At 70.6% G+C, this 18,085-nt stretch carries 16 protein-coding genes; 15 read left to right on the forward strand and 1 reads right to left on the reverse strand.

What is annotated here, in order from left to right; all coding sequences use genetic code 11:
• Nucleotide 1: 1 nt before the first annotated feature.
• From hisC to cysM, 11 genes are all read left to right on the forward strand, one after another.
• A complete protein-coding gene (gene hisC, locus BN940_RS06870; protein WP_043681453.1) occupies nt 2–1,114 on the forward strand; it encodes a histidinol-phosphate transaminase in 1,113 nt (370 codons plus the stop codon).
• Nucleotides 1,111–2,010 (forward strand): prephenate dehydrogenase, encoded by a 900-nt coding sequence (locus BN940_RS06875; RefSeq protein WP_043681456.1) that lies wholly within the window; start codon nt 1,111–1,113, stop codon nt 2,008–2,010. The genes hisC and BN940_RS06875 overlap by 4 nt, the downstream gene beginning before the upstream one ends.
• Nucleotides 2,007–4,034 (forward strand): bifunctional 3-phosphoshikimate 1-carboxyvinyltransferase/cytidylate kinase, encoded by a 2,028-nt coding sequence (locus BN940_RS06880; protein WP_052355665.1) that lies wholly within the window; start codon nt 2,007–2,009, stop codon nt 4,032–4,034. The genes BN940_RS06875 and BN940_RS06880 overlap by 4 nt, the downstream gene beginning before the upstream one ends.
• 110 nt (nt 4,035–4,144) lie before the next feature.
• A complete protein-coding gene (gene rpsA, locus BN940_RS06885; RefSeq protein ID WP_043686168.1) occupies nt 4,145–5,857 on the forward strand; it encodes a 30S ribosomal protein S1 in 1,713 nt (570 codons plus the stop codon).
• A gap of 8 nt (nt 5,858–5,865) precedes the next feature.
• Entirely contained in the window at nt 5,866–6,210 is a 345-nt protein-coding gene (locus BN940_RS06890) for an integration host factor subunit beta (RefSeq protein ID WP_043686171.1), read from the forward strand.
• 124 nt (nt 6,211–6,334) lie between these two features.
• Nucleotides 6,335–6,658, forward strand: a complete 324-nt coding sequence (locus BN940_RS06895; protein WP_043681460.1) for a LapA family protein — start codon at nt 6,335–6,337, stop codon at nt 6,656–6,658.
• 16 nt (nt 6,659–6,674) lie between these two features.
• Nucleotides 6,675–7,940, forward strand: coding sequence for a lipopolysaccharide assembly protein LapB (gene lapB / locus BN940_RS06900; RefSeq protein ID WP_043681463.1), 1,266 nt, complete (start codon nt 6,675–6,677; stop codon nt 7,938–7,940).
• Entirely contained in the window at nt 7,937–8,995 is a 1,059-nt protein-coding gene (gene rfaE1 / locus BN940_RS06905; protein ID WP_052355666.1) for a D-glycero-beta-D-manno-heptose-7-phosphate kinase, read from the forward strand. Before lapB ends, rfaE1 begins: the two co-directional genes overlap by 4 nt.
• The gene (gene rfaD / locus BN940_RS06910; protein ID WP_043681466.1) at nt 8,992–9,996 is read left to right on the forward strand and encodes an ADP-glyceromanno-heptose 6-epimerase; all 1,005 of its coding nucleotides are present in this window, start codon (nt 8,992–8,994) and stop codon (nt 9,994–9,996) included. The genes rfaE1 and rfaD overlap by 4 nt, the downstream gene beginning before the upstream one ends.
• A gap of 187 nt (nt 9,997–10,183) precedes the next feature.
• Nucleotides 10,184–10,888, forward strand: a complete 705-nt coding sequence (locus BN940_RS20075) for a ComEA family DNA-binding protein (RefSeq protein WP_084330555.1) — start codon at nt 10,184–10,186, stop codon at nt 10,886–10,888.
• A gap of 142 nt (nt 10,889–11,030) precedes the next feature.
• Nucleotides 11,031–11,936 carry a cysteine synthase CysM gene (cysM, locus tag BN940_RS06920; protein ID WP_043681469.1) on the forward strand — a complete coding sequence of 302 codons (906 nt, stop codon included), beginning with the start codon at nt 11,031–11,033 and terminating at the stop codon, nt 11,934–11,936.
• A gap of 145 nt (nt 11,937–12,081) precedes the next feature.
• Here the strand turns inward: cysM and mltB are convergent, their stop codons facing one another.
• Nucleotides 12,082–13,305 (reverse strand): lytic murein transglycosylase B, encoded by a 1,224-nt coding sequence (mltB, locus tag BN940_RS06925; RefSeq protein WP_052355667.1) that lies wholly within the window; start codon nt 13,303–13,305, stop codon nt 12,082–12,084.
• Nucleotides 13,306–13,315: 10 nt separating this feature from the next.
• Here mltB and BN940_RS06930 point away from each other — a divergent pair, with 10 nt between their 5' ends.
• From BN940_RS06930 to BN940_RS06945, 4 genes are all read left to right on the forward strand, one after another.
• Nucleotides 13,316–14,239: a histone deacetylase family protein gene (locus BN940_RS06930; RefSeq protein WP_043681472.1), complete on the forward strand. Its 924-nt coding sequence runs from the start codon at nt 13,316–13,318 to the stop codon at nt 14,237–14,239.
• Between the two features lie 72 nt (nt 14,240–14,311).
• Nucleotides 14,312–15,061, forward strand: a complete 750-nt coding sequence (locus BN940_RS06935; RefSeq protein ID WP_043681474.1) for an electron transfer flavoprotein subunit beta/FixA family protein — start codon at nt 14,312–14,314, stop codon at nt 15,059–15,061.
• A complete protein-coding gene (locus tag BN940_RS06940) occupies nt 15,062–15,991 on the forward strand; it encodes an electron transfer flavoprotein subunit alpha/FixB family protein (RefSeq protein ID WP_043681477.1) in 930 nt (309 codons plus the stop codon).
• Nucleotides 15,992–16,156: 165 nt separating this feature from the next.
• A complete protein-coding gene (locus BN940_RS06945) occupies nt 16,157–17,971 on the forward strand; it encodes an acyl-CoA dehydrogenase (protein WP_043681479.1) in 1,815 nt (604 codons plus the stop codon).
• The last annotated feature ends 114 nt before the right edge of the window (nt 17,972–18,085 follow it).

The raw sequence follows: 18,085 nt of genomic DNA on the forward strand, positions 1-18,085 counted from the left end.
CATGACAGACATCCCGGCGCCCGCCCACGTCCGCGCCATCGCTCCCTACCAGGCCGGCAAGCCGATCGAGGAACTCGCCCGCGAATACGGGCTGGACCCGGCCGGCATCATCAAGCTCGCCTCCAACGAAAACCCGCTGGGCTGCTCGGACCGCGTGCGCGCGGCGCTCGCCGAGGCCGCCGGCGCCCTGCACGGCCGCTATCCGGACCCCAACGGCTTCGAGCTGAAGGCCGCGCTCGCGGCGCGCCACCAGGTGCCGGCGAACTGGCTCACGCTGGGCAACGGCTCCAACGACCTGCTGGAGCTCGCCTCCCTGGCGCTGCTGGACGAGGGCACGTCGGCCGTCTACGCGCAGCACGCCTTCGTGGTCTACCGCCTCGCCACCCAGGCCCGCGGCGCGCGCCACCTCATGGTGCCGGCGCGCGACTACGGCCACGACCTGGACGCCATGCTGGCGGCGGTCGCCGGGGACACGCGGCTGGTGTTCATCGCCAATCCGAACAACCCCACCGGCACCCATCTGTCCGGCCCGCGCGTGCGCGCCTTCCTGGAATCCGTCCGCGAACGGCACGGCGAGCGCGTCGTCGTGCTGCTGGACGAAGCCTACGACGAATATCTCGATCCCGACGAGCGCGCGGACAGCACGCGGTGGGTGCGCGAATTCCCCAACCTCATCGTCACCCGCACCTTCTCCAAGGCCTACGGCCTGGCGGGGCTGCGCGTGGGCTACGCCCTGGCGCAGCCGGCGCTCACCGACCTGCTCAACCGCGTGCGCCAGCCCTTCAACGTCGGCGTCCTCGCCCAGCTCGCCGCGCGCGTCGCCCTGGACGATGCCGATTTCCTGGCGCGCACCTATGCGCTGAACCGCGCGGGCCGCACGCAGCTCCAGGAAGGCTTCGCCGCACTGGGACTGGATTTCGTGCCCAGCTCCGCGAATTTCGTGCTGGTGCGCGTGGGCGAGGCCGCCCGCATCAACGGCGAGCTCCTGCGCCGGGGCGTCATCGTGCGCCCCGTGGCCGGCGACGGCCTGCCCGAGCACCTGCGGGTCAGCATCGGCCTGCCCGAGGAAAACGCCCGCCTCCTCGATGCCCTGAAGGCCGTGCTGCAGGCATGAACGACGACCCCGGTTCCGTTCCGCTCGTTCGGGTGCTGGCCGTCGTCGGCACGGGGCTGATCGGCGGCTCGTTCGCGGCGGCCCTGCGCCGGGTGGGGCAGGCGGGCCGGGTGCTGGGCGTCGGCCGCAACCCCGCCTCGCTCCAGCGCGCGCGCGACCTCGGCCTGATCGACGAGATCGCCGACCTGCCCCGGGCGGCGGCCGAGGCCGACCTGATCTTCCTCGCCACCCCGGTGGGCGCCATGGCGCCGGTCCTGCGGGACCTCGCGCCCGTGCTGCGGCCCGGCACCTTGATCACCGACGCCGGCAGCACCAAGGCCGACGTGGCGCGCCTGGCCCTGGACATCCTGGGCGAGCGCCACGCGCAGTTCATCCCCGGCCACCCCATCGCGGGCTCGGAAATGACCGGCCCCGAGGCGGCCGATCCCATGCTGTACCACGGCCGCAAGGTCGTGCTGACCCCGTTCGAGGACACGCCCGGCCTGCTGCAGCATCGCCTGATCCGGGTCTGGGAAGCCTGCGGCGCGCGCATCGCGCTGATGACGCCCGAAGCTCACGACCGGGCGCTGGCGGCCGTCAGCCACGTGCCGCATTTCCTGGCGGCCGCCTACATGGCCCAGATCGTCCGGGCCGACGACGCCGATACGCGCCTGAGCCTGGCCGGCACGGGGTTCCGGGACTTCACCCGGATCGCGGCGGGCTCCGCCGAGGTCTGGCGCGACATCTTTCTTTCCAACCGGGCGGCGGTGCTGCGCGAACTGGACGGCTTCGACCAGGCGCTGCGGCTGCTGCGGGCGACCCTCGAAGGCGAGCCCGACCCCGCCGCGCTCGAAGCCCTGCTCGAACAGGCGGCGCTCGCCCGCCGGTTCTGGGGCGGCAGGAGCCAGATGCAATGAACACGACCGGCGCCGCGGGGCGCGAACCTTCCCTGTGCCTGGCGCCGGCCGCGCGGGCGCGCGGCACGGTGACGCTGCCGGGATCCAAGAGCATTTCCAACCGGGCGCTGCTGCTGGCGGCGCTGGCCGAAGGCACGACCGGGCTGGAAGGCCTGCTCGATTCCGACGACACGCGGGTCATGCGCGCGGCCCTGCAGGGTCTGGGCCTGGAATTGCGCCCGGACGGCCCGGAGCGGCTGAGCCTGGACGGCGCCGCCGACTGGCCGCAGAAACAGGCCGACCTGTTCCTCGGCAACGCGGGCACGGCCTTCCGGCCGCTCACCGCCACCCTGGCGATGATGGGCGGGGACTACCGCCTCTCGGGCGTGCCGCGCATGCACGAACGGCCCATCGGCGACCTGGTCGAGGCGCTGCGCGGCCTGGGCTGCGAGATCGAATACGAGGGCCAGGACGGCTATCCGCCGCTGCGCATCGGCCGCGGGCGCCTGGACGCGCGCCGGCCGGTGCGGGTGCGCGGCTCCGTGTCCAGCCAGTTCCTCACGGCGCTGCTGATGGCCGCGCCGATCGCGGCCCGCCGCGCCGGCCATGACGTGGTCGTCGAGCTGGACGGCCCGCTGATCTCCAAGCCGTACATCCTCATCACCCTGAACCTGATGGAACGCTTCGGCGTGCGCGTGCGGCGCGAGGGCTGGGAACGCTTCACCATCCCGGCCGACGCGCGCTATCGCAGCCCGGGCCGCTACCGCATCGAGGGCGACGCCTCGTCCGCCTCGTACTTCCTCGGGCTGGGCGCCATCGCGGGCGGTCCGATCCGCATCGAAGGCGTGGGCGGCGACAGCATCCAGGGCGACGTGGCCTTCGCCGAGGTGGTCGAGGCCATGGGCGCGCGGGTCGAACGCGAGGCCGGCGCCCTGACGGTGCGGGGCCGCGTGGTGGCCGCCGGCGAGCGGCTCAAGGCCTTCGACCGGGACTTCAACCTGATTCCCGACGCCGCCATGACCGCCGCCGTGCTGGCGCTGTATGCCGACGGCCCCTGCCGGCTGCGCAACATCGCCAGCTGGCGCGTCAAGGAAACCGACCGCATCGCCGCCATGCACGCCGAACTCGCCCGCCTGGGCGCGCGCGTGGAATCCGACGCCGACAGCCTCACCGTGCATCCCCTGCCGCCGGACGGCTGGCGCGCCGCCGAGATCCGCACCTACGACGACCACCGCATGGCGATGTGCTTCTCGCTGGCGGCCTTCGGCCCGGTGCCGGTGACCATCCTGGACCCGGGCTGCGTCAGCAAGACCTATCCGGACTATTTCACCGACTTCCGCCGCCTGCTGGAGGCCGCGGATCCCGCCGGCGGCGCCCCGGCGCGGAGCGCGCCGGTCATCACCATCGACGGCCCCACGGCCTCGGGCAAGGGCACGATCGCCCAGCGGGTGGCCCGGGCCCTGGGCTGGCACGTGCTCGACAGCGGCGCGCTCTACCGTCTGACCGCCCTGGCGGTGCTGCGCGAGGGCGGCGACGGCAGCGACGAGGCCCAGGCGGCCCGGCTGGCGCGGCACCTGGACGCGCGCTTCGAGTCCGATACCGTCTTCCTGGGCGGCGAGGACGTCGGCCGCCTGATCCGCCAGGAAGCGGTCGGCAACCTGGCCTCGCGCGTGGCCGCCTGGCCGGCGGTGCGCGAGGCGCTGCTGGCGCGCCAGCAGGACTTTCGCCGGGCGCCGGGCCTGGTGGCGGACGGGCGCGACATGGGCACCGTGGTCTTCCCCGACGCCCCCCTGAAAATCTTCCTCGACGCGGGCGTCGAGGTGCGGGCGCAACGGCGCCATAAGCAGTTGAAGGACAAGGGTTTTTCTGCTAACCTAGACGACCTTTTGCAAGACCTGCGGTCTCGTGATGCACGAGACCGGGGTCGGGCGCATGCGCCGCTTGTTGCCGCGGCGGATGCGGTCACCGTGGATTCGTCCCATCAGGGGATCGATGACGTGGTGCGTCAAGTGCTGGATCTCTGGTCTGCACGCGGGCCCGCCTGAGGAAGGCGCCTTTTTCCGGCGTCTTCCCCGCGGCGGGATGTTGTTCACTCCGCCGGGCGTTTTGTCCGGCGTGTCATGATTGCCCCTCGGGGCGTATGGATCTATCGTTCATGTCCACCCTTACCACCGAAGCCGCCCTGGGCGGTGAAAGCTTTGCCGATCTGTTTGCCGCCAGCATCAAGGATCAGAACATGCGCTCCGGCGAGGTCATCTCCGCCGAAGTCGTGCGCGTCGACCACAATTTCGTCGTGGTCAACGCCGGCCTCAAGTCCGAGGCCTACATCCCCCTCGAAGAATTCCTGAACGACCAGGGCGACCTGGAAGTGCAGGGCGGGGACTTCGTCTCCGTCGCCATCGATTCCCTGGAAAATGGCTACGGCGACACCATCCTGTCGCGCGACCGCGCCAAGCGCCTGTCGGCCTGGCTGCAGCTCGAACAGGCCCTGGAATCCGGCGAACTGGTCAACGGCACCATCACCGGCAAGGTCAAGGGCGGCCTGACGGTCATGACCAACGGCATCCGCGCCTTCCTGCCGGGCTCGCTGGTCGATCTGCGTCCCGTCAAGGACACCACCCCCTACGAAGGCAAGACCCTCGAATTCAAGGTCATCAAGCTCGACCGCAAGCGCAACAACGTCGTGCTGTCGCGCCGCGCCGTGCTCGAAGCCAGCATGGGCGAGGAACGCGAAAAGCTGCTCGAAACGCTGCACGAAGGCGCCATCGTCAAGGGCATCGTCAAGAACATCACCGACTACGGCGCGTTCGTGGACCTGGGCGGCATCGACGGCCTGCTGCACATCACCGACATGGCCTGGCGCCGTGTCCGCCACCCCTCCGAAGTGCTGCAGGTGGGCCAGGAAATCGAAGCCAAGGTCCTCAAGTTCGACCAGGAAAAATCCCGCGTCTCGCTGGGCGTCAAGCAGCTGGGCGAAGATCCCTGGATCGGCCTGGGCCGCCGCTACCCGCAAGGCACCCGCCTGTTCGGCAAGGTCACCAACCTCACCGACTACGGTGCGTTCGTCGAAGTCGAAGCCGGCATCGAAGGCCTGGTGCACGTCTCCGAAATGGACTGGACCAACAAGAACGTCGATCCGCGCAAGGTCGTGACCCTGGGCGAAGAAGTCGAAGTCATGGTCCTGGAAATCGACGAAGACCGCCGCCGCATCTCGCTGGGCATGAAGCAGTGCCGCCCGAACCCCTGGGAGGATTTCGCCTCCAACTTCAAGCGCGGCGACAAGGTCCACGGCGCCATCAAGTCGATCACCGACTTCGGCGTGTTCGTCGGCCTGCCCGGCGGCATCGACGGCCTGGTGCACCTGTCCGACATCTCCTGGTCCGAGACCGGCGAAGAGGCCGTGCGCAACTTCAAGAAGGGCGACGAGATCGACGCCGTGGTGCTGGGCATCGACACCGACAAGGAACGCATCTCCCTGGGCGTCAAGCAGCTCGAAGGCGATCCGTTCAACAACTTCGTGGCCACCTACGACAAGGGCGCCGTCCTGTCGGGCACCGTGAAGTCCGTCGAACCCAAGGGCGCCGTCGTGACGCTGTCCGTGGACGTCGAAGGCTACCTGCGCGCCTCGGAAATCTCCGCCGGCCGCGTCGAGGACGCCACCACGGTCCTGCACGCCGGCGACCAGGTCGAAGCCATGATCATCAACATCGACCGCAAGGCGCGTTCGATCCAGCTGTCGATCAAGGCCCGCGACAACGCCGAGACGGCCGAAACCATCCAGCGCATGACCGAAGCCAGCGCCTCGTCGGGCACCACCAACCTGGGCGCCCTGCTGAAGGCCAAGCTCGACCAGCAGCGCGACGAGTGATGCCTGGCCTGACCAAGTCCGAACTCATCGCCGTGCTGGCGGGCCGCTATCCTCAACTGGCGGCCCGCGACATGGACTTTGCTGTCAAGACGGTCCTCGACGCGATGGCCGATGCGCTGGCCCAGGGCCAGCGCATCGAAATCCGCGGCTTCGGCAGTTTTTCCCTCTCGCGGCGCCAGCCGCGCGTGGGACGCAATCCCAAGTCGGGTGAAAAAGTGCATGTGCCGGCCAAGCTGGTGCCGCATTTCAAGCCCGGCAAGGAACTGCGCGAACGCGTGGACCAGGGCCCCGGCGGCGGCGACGCCGACGAGCCCGCCACCGTGGCCGATCTGTACCAGGCCCGCATGATGTGACGCGGGCCGGGCCGCGCCATCGCGGCCGATACGACGGGCGGTGCCTCCTGCGAGGCCCCGCCCGTTTTCATTACCGATTCCCTTTCCGTTTACAATGGCGGGATTGCCCCGAGGAGCTTGTCGCATGCGCTACCTGGTCTGGATTCTGCGGCTGGTGATCTTTGTCATCGTGCTGCTTTTCGCCCTCAAGAACACGGCGCCGGTGGATGTCGGCCTGTTCGCCGACCACGTCCTCAGCCAGGTTCCGCTGATCGTCGTGATGCTCGCGGCCTTCGTCCTGGGCGTGGCCTTCGGCCTGCTGATGGCGGCCACGTCCATGCTGCGCCGCCGCCGCGAGATCAATCGCCTGCGCCGCGAGCTCGCCCGCGTCCAGGATGCCCTGGATCATCCCCAGGCCGCGTCCGCCCCGGTGATCCCCGAAACCGTCGCGCCGCTGGCGCCCCTGTAAGTCCGGGGGGCGGGCCGTGGATTTTGAGCCCTGGTGGCTGATCATCGTCCCGGTGCTGTTCGGCCTGGGCTGGCTGGCGGCGCGCTTCGACTTCCGCCAGATGCTGTCGGAGACCCGGGCGCTGCCCGATTCCTACTTCAAGGGCCTGAATTTCCTGCTCAACGAGCAGCCCGACCGGGCCATCGACGCCTTCGTCGAGGTCGCCAAGCTCGATCCGGAAACCACCGAACTGCATTTCGCCCTGGGCAGCCTGTTCCGCCGCCGGGGCGAGATCGAGCGCGCCATCCGCGTGCACCAGAGCCTGCTTTCGCGCGGCGACCTGCCCCTGCCGGACCGTGAAAACGCCCAGCTGGCCCTGGCCCAGGACTTCCTCAAGGCCGGCATGCTGGACCGCGCCGAACAAGGCTTCCGGGCGGTGCTGCAGACCCGCCACGATCTGGAGGCCCTGCGCGCCCTGGTGCGCATCCACGAATCCGAGCACGACTGGGACAAGGCGATCGACACCGTCCAGCAGCTGCGCGCCCGCATCGACGAGCCCGTCCCGCAGCTGGCGCACTACCACTGCGAGCGGGCGCAGGCGCTGATGGAAGCCAGAACGCCCGATTTCGACGCCGCCGCCCAGGCTCTGGACGCCGCCGAGAACGCCGTGCGCCGCAACGGATCCACCCCCGCCTCCGAAACCCGCGTGCGCATGCTGCGCGCCCGCTGGGCGGCCCTGCGCGGCGACCTGGAATCCCAGCGCGCGCACCTCCAGGACGTCCTGTCCACGGCGCCCGAATTCTCCGGCCTGGTGGCCCAGCCGCTGCTGGACTGCTACGCCGCCCTGGGACGCGCCGCCGAGGGCCTGTCGCTGCTGCGCGAGCAGTACGGGCGGCTGCCCACGCTCGACCTGTTCAACGTCATCTTCCGCGCCCTGCGCGCCACGGAAGGCGCCGTCCCGGCCTGGGCCTTCGCCCGCCAGGCGCTGCGCGCCCATCCCTCGCTGCTGGGCCTGGACCGCCTGCTGGAAGTCGAGCTCGCCCAGGGGGGGGCCGAACGCGCCGGGCGCACGGCGGAGGCCGCGCCGGACGTTTCCCCGGGCGGCGGGGGCCTTCCCGGCGAGCCGCTGGTGCCGGGGGCCGACCTGGGCCTGCTGCGCAGCATGATCCACAAGCACACCCAGCGCCTGGACCGCTACGCCTGCGGCCACTGCGGCTTCGAGGCGCGGCGCTATTACTGGCAATGCCCGGGCTGCAACACCTGGGAAACCTACCGGCCCCGCCGCCTGGAGGAAATTCGATGACCACGCGCCAGAGCGCAGGCCTCGCCGGTCACGGCGGGGCCGAGCGAGGCGGTTCCCATTCGGAGCCGAAGGCTCCCCTGAATAGTGGCGGCGGAGCGCCGGCCCGCGGACCGGAGTCCGTCACCGTATTCCCGGTCCAGGCGGCCGCCGCCGCCCGGATCCTCGTCGCCGGCGACATCATGCTGGACCGGTACTGGTTCGGCGAAGTCGACCGCATCTCGCCCGAGGCGCCCGTGCCGGTGGTGCGGGTCGCCCGCCGGGAAGACCGCCTGGGCGGCGCGGCCAACGTCGCCCGCAACATCGTCGCCCTGGGCGCCCGCGCGGGGCTGCTGGGCGTGATCGGCACCGACGAGGCCGGCGACCGTGTGCGCGCCCTGGCGCGCGAGGCCGGCGTGCGCGACCACCTGGTCGAGGACGCCGAAGGCATGGACACCACCCTGAAGATGCGGGTGCTGGGGCGCCAGCAGCAGCTGCTGCGGGTCGATTTCGAGCAGGGGCCGGGCGCGCGCGCGCTGGACGCCCTGGACGCGGGCCTGGCCGAGGCGCTGGCGGACTACGACCTGCTGGTGCTGTCGGACTACGCCAAGGGCGCCCTGTCCCGGGTCGAACCCATGATCCGCGCGGCGCGCGCGCGCGGCATCCCGGTGCTGGTCGATCCCAAGGGCCACCGCTACCCGCGCTACCGCGGGGCCACCCTGGTCACGCCCAACCGCAGCGAGATGCAGGACGCCGTCGGCCGCTGGGATTCCGAGGACGACCTGACGCGCCGCGCCCAGGCCCTGCGCCAGGAACTGGAACTGGAAGCCCTGCTGATCACCCGCTCCGAGCAGGGCATGACCCTGTTCACCGCCGAAGGCCGCCAGCACGCGGATGCCCAGGCGCACGAAGTCTTCGACGTGTCCGGCGCGGGCGACACCGTGCTCGCCACCCTGGCCGTCGCCCGGGCCGCCGGCCTGGACTGGTTCGATGCCATGACCTGGGCCAACCGCGCCGGCGGCATCGTCGTCGGCAAGCTGGGCACCTCCATCGTCACCGCAGAGGAATTGACATCATGATCGTGGTCACCGGCGCGGCCGGCTTCATCGGCAGCAACCTGGTCCGCGGCCTGAACGCGCGCGGCATCACCGACATCCTGGCGGTCGACGACCTGACCGATGGCGACAAGTTCCGCAACCTGGCCGACCTGCAGATCGCCGACTACCAGCACAAGGACGATTTCCGCCGCCGCGTGCTGGCGGGCGAACTGCCGCGGCCCGAAGCCGTGTTCCACCAGGGCGCCTGCTCCGACACCACGGAGCGCGACGGCCGCTTCATGATGGACAACAATTTCCGCGTCACGCTGGAACTGTTCGAGTACTGCCAGGCCCGGGAAGTCCCCTTCCTGTACGCCTCCTCGGCCGCCGTGTACGGGGCCGGCCCGCGCTACGTCGAGGACCCGGCCTGCGAGGCGCCGCTGAACGTCTACGGCTATTCCAAGCTGCTGTTCGACCAGGTGCTGCGCCGGCGCATGGACCGCCTCACGGCCCAGGTGGTGGGCCTGCGCTATTTCAACGTCTACGGTCCGCGCGAGCAGCACAAGGGCCGCATGGCGTCGGTGGCCTTCCACAACATGAACCAGTACGCGCGCGAAGGCCACGTGCGCCTGTTCGGCGGCTGGGACGGCTACCCGGACGGCGGCCAGCAGCGCGACTTCGTCTTCATCGACGACGTGGTCAAGGTCAACCTGCACTTCCTCGATCACCCGGAAGTCTCCGGCATCTTCAATTGCGGCACCGGACGCGCCCAGCCCTTCAACGACGTCGCCCAGACCGTGGTCAACAGCCTGCGCGTGCACGAAGGCCAGCTCGCCCTGCCGCTGGAGGAACTGGCGGCGGGCGGGCAGCTGCGCTACATCCCGTTCCCGGACGACCTGAAGGGCCGCTACCAGAGCCACACCCAGGCCGACCTGGCCCGGCTGCGCGCCGCCGGCTACACGGGCGCCTTCAGCGACGTGCAGACGGGGGTGAACGCCTACGTCGCCCGGCTGCTGGAATCGGGGCGGCTGACGGTCGGCTGATCCCGGGCGGGGCGCCCGCGCCGCGGGCCGGCCGGGTCGGCGGCGCGCCGCCGGCTGCCGCAGCCTGCGTCGCCGGCGCACGCGCGCCGCGCGTGTTTTCCCGCACGGACATTCCGGATCAAGACCCCCTCCATGCGCCGCCCGTCCAGGGCATCATGACCGGACCCTCACACCACAGGAGTCGGTCATGAATCCTTTTCTGCACGAGACGGCCGGCCGGCCGGCGGCCGCGTCTTCCGATGCCGTCCGCACCCGCCCGGATGATGGGTCGCGGATCCGCATTCCCGGCCCCGGCGCGCCGGCCGCCGGCCTTGCGGGGCTTTCGGGCCTCTCCCGGCCGGCGGGCGCCCCCGGGCCTTGCGTTCCCGATGCCGCGGCCCGGGGGCGGCCGGGCGTCCGGCGCGCCGTCCGGCCGCACGTACACCGCCTGTCGCGCCTGCTGGCGGCGGCTGGCGTCGCCGCCCTGGCCTGGGCCGGCGCGGCGGGCGCGGTGGACCTGAACACCGCCACGCTGGACCAGCTGCGCGGCATCCGCGGCATCGGCCCCAAGACCGCCCAGGTCATCCTCGACGAACGCGAGCGGGGCGGACGCTACCTGTCGTTCGCCGACCTGTCGGATCGCGTGCGCGGCATCGGCCCGCGCCGCGCCCAGGCCCTGCAGTCGGCGGGCCTGACCATCGACGGCGGCGGCACGCGCCTGTCGGGGCAGGGCGCCGCCGCCCGGGCCGCCGCCGGGGCGGCCGGCGCCGGTGGCCCATCCGGTTCATCGGGCTTGCCCGGCCCGGCGGGCGCTTCGGGGACAGCGGGCTCGTCCGGGGCAGCGGGTTCGCCCGGCCTGCCCGGCGCGCCAGGCTCGGCGGCTGCGGCGCGGCCGGCGGCGGGCAGGCGCTGAGCCCGCGCCGCCCGTCCCCGGGCCCGGGATGTGCGCACCGGACAGGCGCGGCATGCCGCCCGGTATGCCGTCTTCTCATAAGCATATTCCGGTCCTGGGGACAAGCCCGGCGCGGCGGATGGGCGGGTGTATGATTTCGTCCATGAAAACCTACCCCACCATCGAAGACGTCATCGGTTCCACGCCTCTGGTGCGCCTGCAGCGGCTGCCGGGCGACCTCGGCGAGCCGCGCGGCAACGTGATCCTGGCCAAGCTGGAAGGCAACAATCCCGCCGGCTCGGTCAAGGACCGCGCCGCCCTCAGCATGATCCGGCAGGCCGAATCGCGCGGCGACATCCGTCCCGGCGACACCCTGATCGAGGCGACCAGCGGCAACACCGGCATCGCCCTGGCGATGGCCGCCGCCGTGCGCGGCTACCGCATGATCCTGATCATGCCCGACAACTCCTCCCAGGAACGCTGCGCCGCCATGACGGCCTACGGGGCCGAGCTCATCCTCACGCCCGCCCAGGGCGGCGGCATGGAATACGCCCGCGATCTGGCGCTGCGGATGCAGGCCGAGGGCAAGGGCAAGGTCCTGGACCAGTTCTCCAACGCCGACAATCCCCGCGCGCATTACGAAACCACCGGCCCGGAAATCTGGGAGCAGACCGGCGGCCGGATCACCCACTTCGTCAGCGCCATGGGCACGACCGGCACCATCATGGGGGTGGGGGCGTTCCTGCGGGAGCGCAATCCGGCCGTGCGCATCATCGGCGCCCAGCCGGCCGAAGGCGCGCACATTCCCGGCATCCGCAAGTGGCCCGAGGCCTACCAGCCCAGCATCTACGATCCGGCCGGCGTCGACGCCTTCGAGCCCATCACCCAGGAGCAGGCCGAGACCATGGCGCGGCGCCTGGCCGCCGAGGAAGGCATCTTCGGCGGGATCTCCTCGGCCGGCGCGGCCGTGGCCGCGCTGCGCGTGGCCGCCACGGCGCGCGATGCCACCATCGTCTTCATCGTCTGCGACCGCGGCGACCGCTACCTGTCCACCGGCGTCTTCAACTGAACGCTGGACGATCTGGGCACTGGACGAACCAGTCACCGAACGCGCCGGTCATCGAACGAATCGGTCACCGAACGAACCGGACGCTGAACGACCTGGGCACCGAACGAACGGGCCGCCGGGCCGCGGCGGCTCCCGGCCGGCAGCCTCAGCCGCGGGGGAGGCGTCCCGCGGCCGCCCGCGCTCCCGGCCCGTCGAGCCGGTTCGGATCGCCGTAGCCGATGCGGTCGGCGATCTCGTGCGCCAGATCCGCCACCGACGCCGCGTAGAAATAGCTGCGGTTGTAGTGGGTGATGGCGAAGAAATTGGGCGTGGCGCAGCGCACCTCGTGGGTGCCGCGGATCTCGTCGCGCAGGTCGATCACCCCCAGCGGCTGGGCCTGCCAGGCCGTGCCGCCGCCCGGCAGCGCCCGGGCGCCCGCCGCCCGCAGCGCGGCCCAGTCGGTTTCGGGCTTCAGGCCGTCCTGGGCCCGCCGCACGGCATCGGCGGGCAGGGCCACGGGGGCGAAGACCGGCACGCCCCGCACCCAGCCGTGCGCCTGCAGGAACGCCGCCACCGAGGCGATGGCGTCTTCCGTGTTGCCGGCCAGGTCCACGCGGCCGTCGCCGTCGCCGTCCGCGGCGTAGCGCATCAGGCTGCCCGGCATGAACTGCGGCAGCCCCATGGCGCCCGCGAACGAGCCTTCCACGACCCGCGCATCCAGTTCCCCCCGGTGGTCCAGCACGATCAGGTCGGCCAGCTGTTCGCGGAACATCGCCTGGCGCTCCGGCCGGTTCGGGTCGGGATAGCGGAATCCCAGCGTGGCCAGGGTGTCCAGGACACGGTGGTCGCCGGTGTAGCGGCCGTAGACGGTCTCGATGCCGATGATGGCGACGATGATCGAGGGCGGCACGCCGGTGCGCGCGCTGGCGCGGTCCAGCGCGGCCCGGTGCGCCTGCCAGAACGAGACGCCCTCGCGGATGCGCACCGCATCGACGTGGCGCTGGCGGTAGCTGGTCCAGGCGCGGCGGATGCGGCCCGTGCGCGCGGGCGGCGCCATCAGGCGGGCCGCCGTGGCGTCGTAGCGGGCCTCGGCCAGCAGGGCTTCCACGCCGTCCAGGGGCAGGGCGTGCGCCTGCGCGGTCTCGCGGGCGAAGGCCTGCACTTCGGGCAGCAGGCGGCCGTCGGCGCCGAGGAAATCGCCGCGCACGGGCGCCTGTTTCCCAATGGAAAGTGTTCTGCTAGAATTAATACGATCGTTTGAAACAATTGTTTGATTCGTTGTCCCCGCAGGGGCGGCGGCGGACGGTCCGGAATCGCTATGGCTGCTGGCGCAGCCCGAGATGAAAAGCGACGCTACGGCAACTTGCAAAATACGGGTTGGTCTGAACATAATCGCCCTTATGGAGACACTCTATATTACCCATCCGGCCTGCCGGCTGCATGAGATGGGGGCCTGGCACCCCGAATCCCCCCAACGCCTGGATGCGGTGGCCGATCAGCTGGCCGCCAACGGCTTGATGGATTTCCTGTCTCACCGCACGGGGCGCCCGGCCCGGCCCGAAGACGTGCTGCGGGTGCACACGCCGGAATACCTAGCGTATCTGCGCCAGCACGCGCCGGCGCACGGCTATTTCCCGGTGGATCCGGACACGATCATGAACCCGGACACCCTGCAGGCGGCCTGGGCGGCGGCCGGCGCCGGCCTGACGGCCCTGGACGAGATCATGGCCGGCCATGCGCAGACCGCCTTCTGCGCCATCCGTCCGCCGGGCCATCATGCCTGTCCCGAAAAGGCCATGGGCTTCTGCTTCTTCAACAACATCGCCATCGCGGCGCGCTACGCCCTGGACCACTACGGCCTGTCGCGCGTCGCCATCGTGGATTTCGACGTCCACCACGGCAACGGCACCGAAGAAGTCTTCCTGAAGGAAGACCGGATCCTGATGTGCAGCTTCTATCAATACCCGCTGTTCCCGGATACCCGCCACGAAGACCTGGGGCCGAACATGCTCAACATCCCGGTCGATGCGTATTCCGGCGGCGACGTGATCCGCACCCTCGTGTCGAAATACTGGCTGCCGGCGCTGCGCAGTTTCCAGCCCGAGCTGATCCTGGTGTCGGCGGGCTTCGACGCCCACCGCGAGGACGACATGGGCAGTCTCAAACTGGTCGAGGCGGACTACGCCTGGATCACCGAACGTCTGGTCGAGATCGCGGCCGAATCCGCCCAGGGGCGGATCGTCAGCTTCCTCGAAGGCGGTTACGACCTGTCCGCCCTGGGGCGCAGCGCGGTGGCGCATGTGCGGGCGCTGGGCGGTTACTGATGGGGCCGCGCGCGGTGCGATTCGTCGCCGGGCGCGGCCGTCCTGTTTTCTTTCCATTCTGGAGTATGCTCGATGAAGGTCCTGGTACCGGTCAAGCGCGTGGTTGACTACAACGTCAAGGTACGCGTGAAATCCGATCACACTGGCGTGGACATCGCCAACGTCAAGATGTCGATGAACCCGTTCGACGAAATCGCGGTCGAGGAAGCGGTGCGGCTGAAGGAAAAGGGTGCGGCCGCCGAGATCGTGGCGGTGTCGTGCGGGGTGGCGCAGTGCCAGGAGACCCTGCGCACGGCCATGGCCATCGGCGCGGACCGGGGCATCCTGGTGCAGAGCGATGCCGAGCTGCAGCCGCTGGCGGTGGCCAAGCTGCTCAAGGCGCTGGTGGACCAGGAGCAGCCCGGGCTGGTGGTGCTGGGCAAGCAGGCGATCGACGACGACGCCAACCAGACCGGCCAGATGCTGGCCGCGCTGCTGGACTGGCCGCAGGCGACCAACGCGAGCCGCGTGGAAGTGCAGGGCGACCGCGTCCAGGTCACGCGCGAGGTCGATGGCGGCCTGGAGACGCTCAGCCTGGCGCTGCCGGCGGTGATCACCACCGACCTGCGGCTGAACGAGCCGCGCTACGTGACGCTGCCCAACATCATGAAGGCGAAGAAAAAGCCGCTGGACACGGTCACGCCCGAGTCGCTGGGGGTGGACGTGGCCCCGCGCCTGAAGACGCTGAAGGTGGCCGAGCCGCCCAGCCGCGCGGCCGGCGTGATCGTGCCCGACGTGGCGACCCTGGTGGACAAACTCAAGAACGAAGCGAAGGTGGTTTGAATGAGCATTCTGGTCATAGCTGAACACGACAACGCCCAGCTGGGGGCGGCGACGCGCAACGTGGTGGCGGCGGCTGCGGCCATCGGCGGCGAGGTGCACGTGCTGGTGGCGGGCTCGGGCGCGCGCGCGGTGGCCGAGCAGGCCGCGCAGGTGGGCTCAGTGAGCAAGGTGCTGCTGGCCGACGGCGCGGCGCTGGCCGAGGGGCTGGCCGAGAACCTGGCCGCGCAGGTGCTGGCGGTGGCCGGCGGCTACGGGCACATCCTGTTCGCGGCTACGGCCTCGGGCAAGAACGTGGCCCCGCGCGTGGCGGCCAGGCTGGACGTGGCGCAGATCTCGGACATCGTGGCGGTGGAGTCGGCCGACACGTTCGTGCGGCCGATCTACGCGGGCAACGCGCTGGCGACGGTGCAGTCGGGCGACGCGAAGAAGGTCATCACGGTGCGCACGACGGCGTTCGACGCGGTGGCGGCCGAGGGCGGCGCGGCGGCGATCGAGACGGTCGAGGCGGTGGGCGATGCGGGCAAGTCCTCGTTCGTGGGCCGCGAGCTGGCCAAGAGCGACCGGCCGGAGCTGACCGCCGCGAAGGTGGTCGTCTCGGGTGGGCGCGGTCTGGGCAGCGCGGAGAACTTCAAGATCCTGGATCCGCTGGCCGACAAGCTGGGCGCGGCGCTGGGCGCGTCGCGCGCGGCGGTGGACGCGGGCTACGCGCCCAACGACTGGCAGGTGGGCCAGACGGGCAAGATCGTGGCGCCGCAGCTGTACGTGGCCGTCGGGATCTCGGGGGCGATCCAGCACCTGGCGGGGATGAAGGACTCGAAGGTGATCGTGGCGATCAACAAGGACGCCGAGGCGCCGATCTTCGGGGTGGCCGACTACGGCCTGGTGGCCGACCTGTTCCAGGCCGTGCCCGAACTCGTCCAGGCGCTCTAAGCCTGATCTGACCAAGCTCGCGGGGATGAGCCCGGACACGGGACAGTCCTAGTGGACTGTTCCGTGCCTGGCGAATCCAAGCGGCTTGCAAGCCGCGCGGTGGATACAAGCCGAAGGCGCGGCGTTGGGGGGCCTTTTTAGGCCCCGCGCACCACAGGAATTGCCATGACATACCAGGTTCCCATCCAGGATATCCGTTTCATTCTGCGCGAGCTCGCCGACCTGCGCGGCGTGCTGGCGCTGCCGGGCTTCGAGGAGGTCTCCGAAGACCTCGTCGATGCCGTGCTGGAGGAAAACGCGCGCTTCGTCGAACAGGAGATCGCGCCGCTGAACCGCGCGGGCGACACCGAGCCGGCCCGCTGGAGCGAGGACGGCGTGCGCACCACGCCCGGCTTCAAGGCGGCGTTCCAGGCCTTCGCGCAAGGCGGCTGGCAGGGCCTGCCGCACGAGGCCGAACTCGGCGGCCAGGGGCTGCCCAAGCTCGTCGCAGCGCCGGTCACCGAAAGCATCAACGCCGGCAACCTGGCCTTTTCCCTGTGTCCGCTGCTGACCGACGGCGTGATCGAGGCCCTGTCCATGGTGGGCTCGGACGCGCAGAAGGCCCGCTTCATCCCGCCCCTGCTGGAAGGCCGCTGGACCGGCACCATGAACCTCACCGAGCCGCAGGCCGGCTCCGACCTGGCCCTGCTCAAGAGCCGGGCCGTGCGCCAGGACGACGGCAGCTACCGCATCACCGGCCAGAAGATCTTCATCACGTATGGGGATCACGACATGGCGGAGAACATCATCCACCTGGTGCTGGCGCGCACGCCGGACGCGCCCAAGGGCGTCAAGGGCATCTCCCTGTTCATCGTGCCCAAGTTCCTGGTCCGGGACGACGGCAGCCTGGGCGCCCGCAACGACGTGGTGTGCGCGTCCCTCGAGCACAAGCTCGGCATCCACGGCAGCCCGACGGCGGTGCTGCTGTACGGCTCGGGCCAGGGCGAGGCGGGCGAGGGCGGCGCCGTCGGCTACCTGATCGGCGAGGAGAACCGCGGCCTGGAATACATGTTCATCATGATGAACGCGGCGCGCTACGCCGTCGGCCTGCAGGGCGTGGCGGTGTCCGAACGCGCGCTGCAGCATGCGGCGGCCTATGCGGCCGAGCGCATCCAGGGCAATGCCCTGGAAGGCTCCGCCGGCCCGGTGCCCATCGTGCGCCATCCCGACGTGGCGCGCATGCTGGGGACCATGCGCGGCCTGACCGAAGGCGCGCGCGCCGTCGCCTACGTGGCGGCCGGCTACCGCGACAAGGCGGCCCATCTGGCGGACGAGGCGGAACGCGCCCGCTGCAAGGCCATCTACGAATACTTCGTGCCCATCGTCAAGGGATTCTCCACCGAATCCTCCGTCGAGGTCGCCTCGCTGGGCGTGCAGGTGCATGGCGGCATGGGCTTCATCGAGGAAACCGGCGCCGCCCAGTATTACCGCGACGCCCGCATCCTGCCCATCTACGAAGGCACCACGGCGATCCAGGCCAACGACTTCATCGGCCGCAAGCTGGTGCGCGACGGCGGCGCCGTGGCGCGCGGGCAGATCGCCGGGATGCGCGAGACGGCCGCGGCCCTGCGGGCGGCCAGCGGCGTGCATGCCGATGCGCTGGCCATGATCGGCGAGCGCCTGGACACGGCGGCCGGCGCCTACGAATCGGCGCTGGCCTTCGTGCTGGAGCACGTGCGCGAGGATATCCGCGGCGTCTTCACCGGCAGCGTGCCGTGCCTGATGCTGGCCGGCACCGCGCACGCCGGCTGGCAGCTGGGGCGCTCCGCCCTGGCCGCGGCCGCGGCCATCGGCGAGGGCTCGACCGACGCCTTCCACCCGAACAAGATCGCCACGGCCGTGCAGTACGCCGCCCACGTGCTGCCGCGCACGCTGGCGCTGCAGTCCGCCATCCGGGACGGCGGGCTGGTGGACCGCTATGTGCGCCAGGCGCAGATATAGACATAACGATCCGGTATTTCAATAGCTATTTATATTCTGCAAAAATCTTAAGTGTCTAAACCAATTCGCCGCCCGGATCGTCCGGGCGGCAGACACTTGAAACAGGAGCTATTG

Origin of the sequence: Castellaniella defragrans 65Phen (genome assembly GCF_000612685.1) — a bacterium.
GTDB lineage: Bacteria > Pseudomonadota > Gammaproteobacteria > Burkholderiales > Burkholderiaceae_B > Castellaniella > Castellaniella defragrans.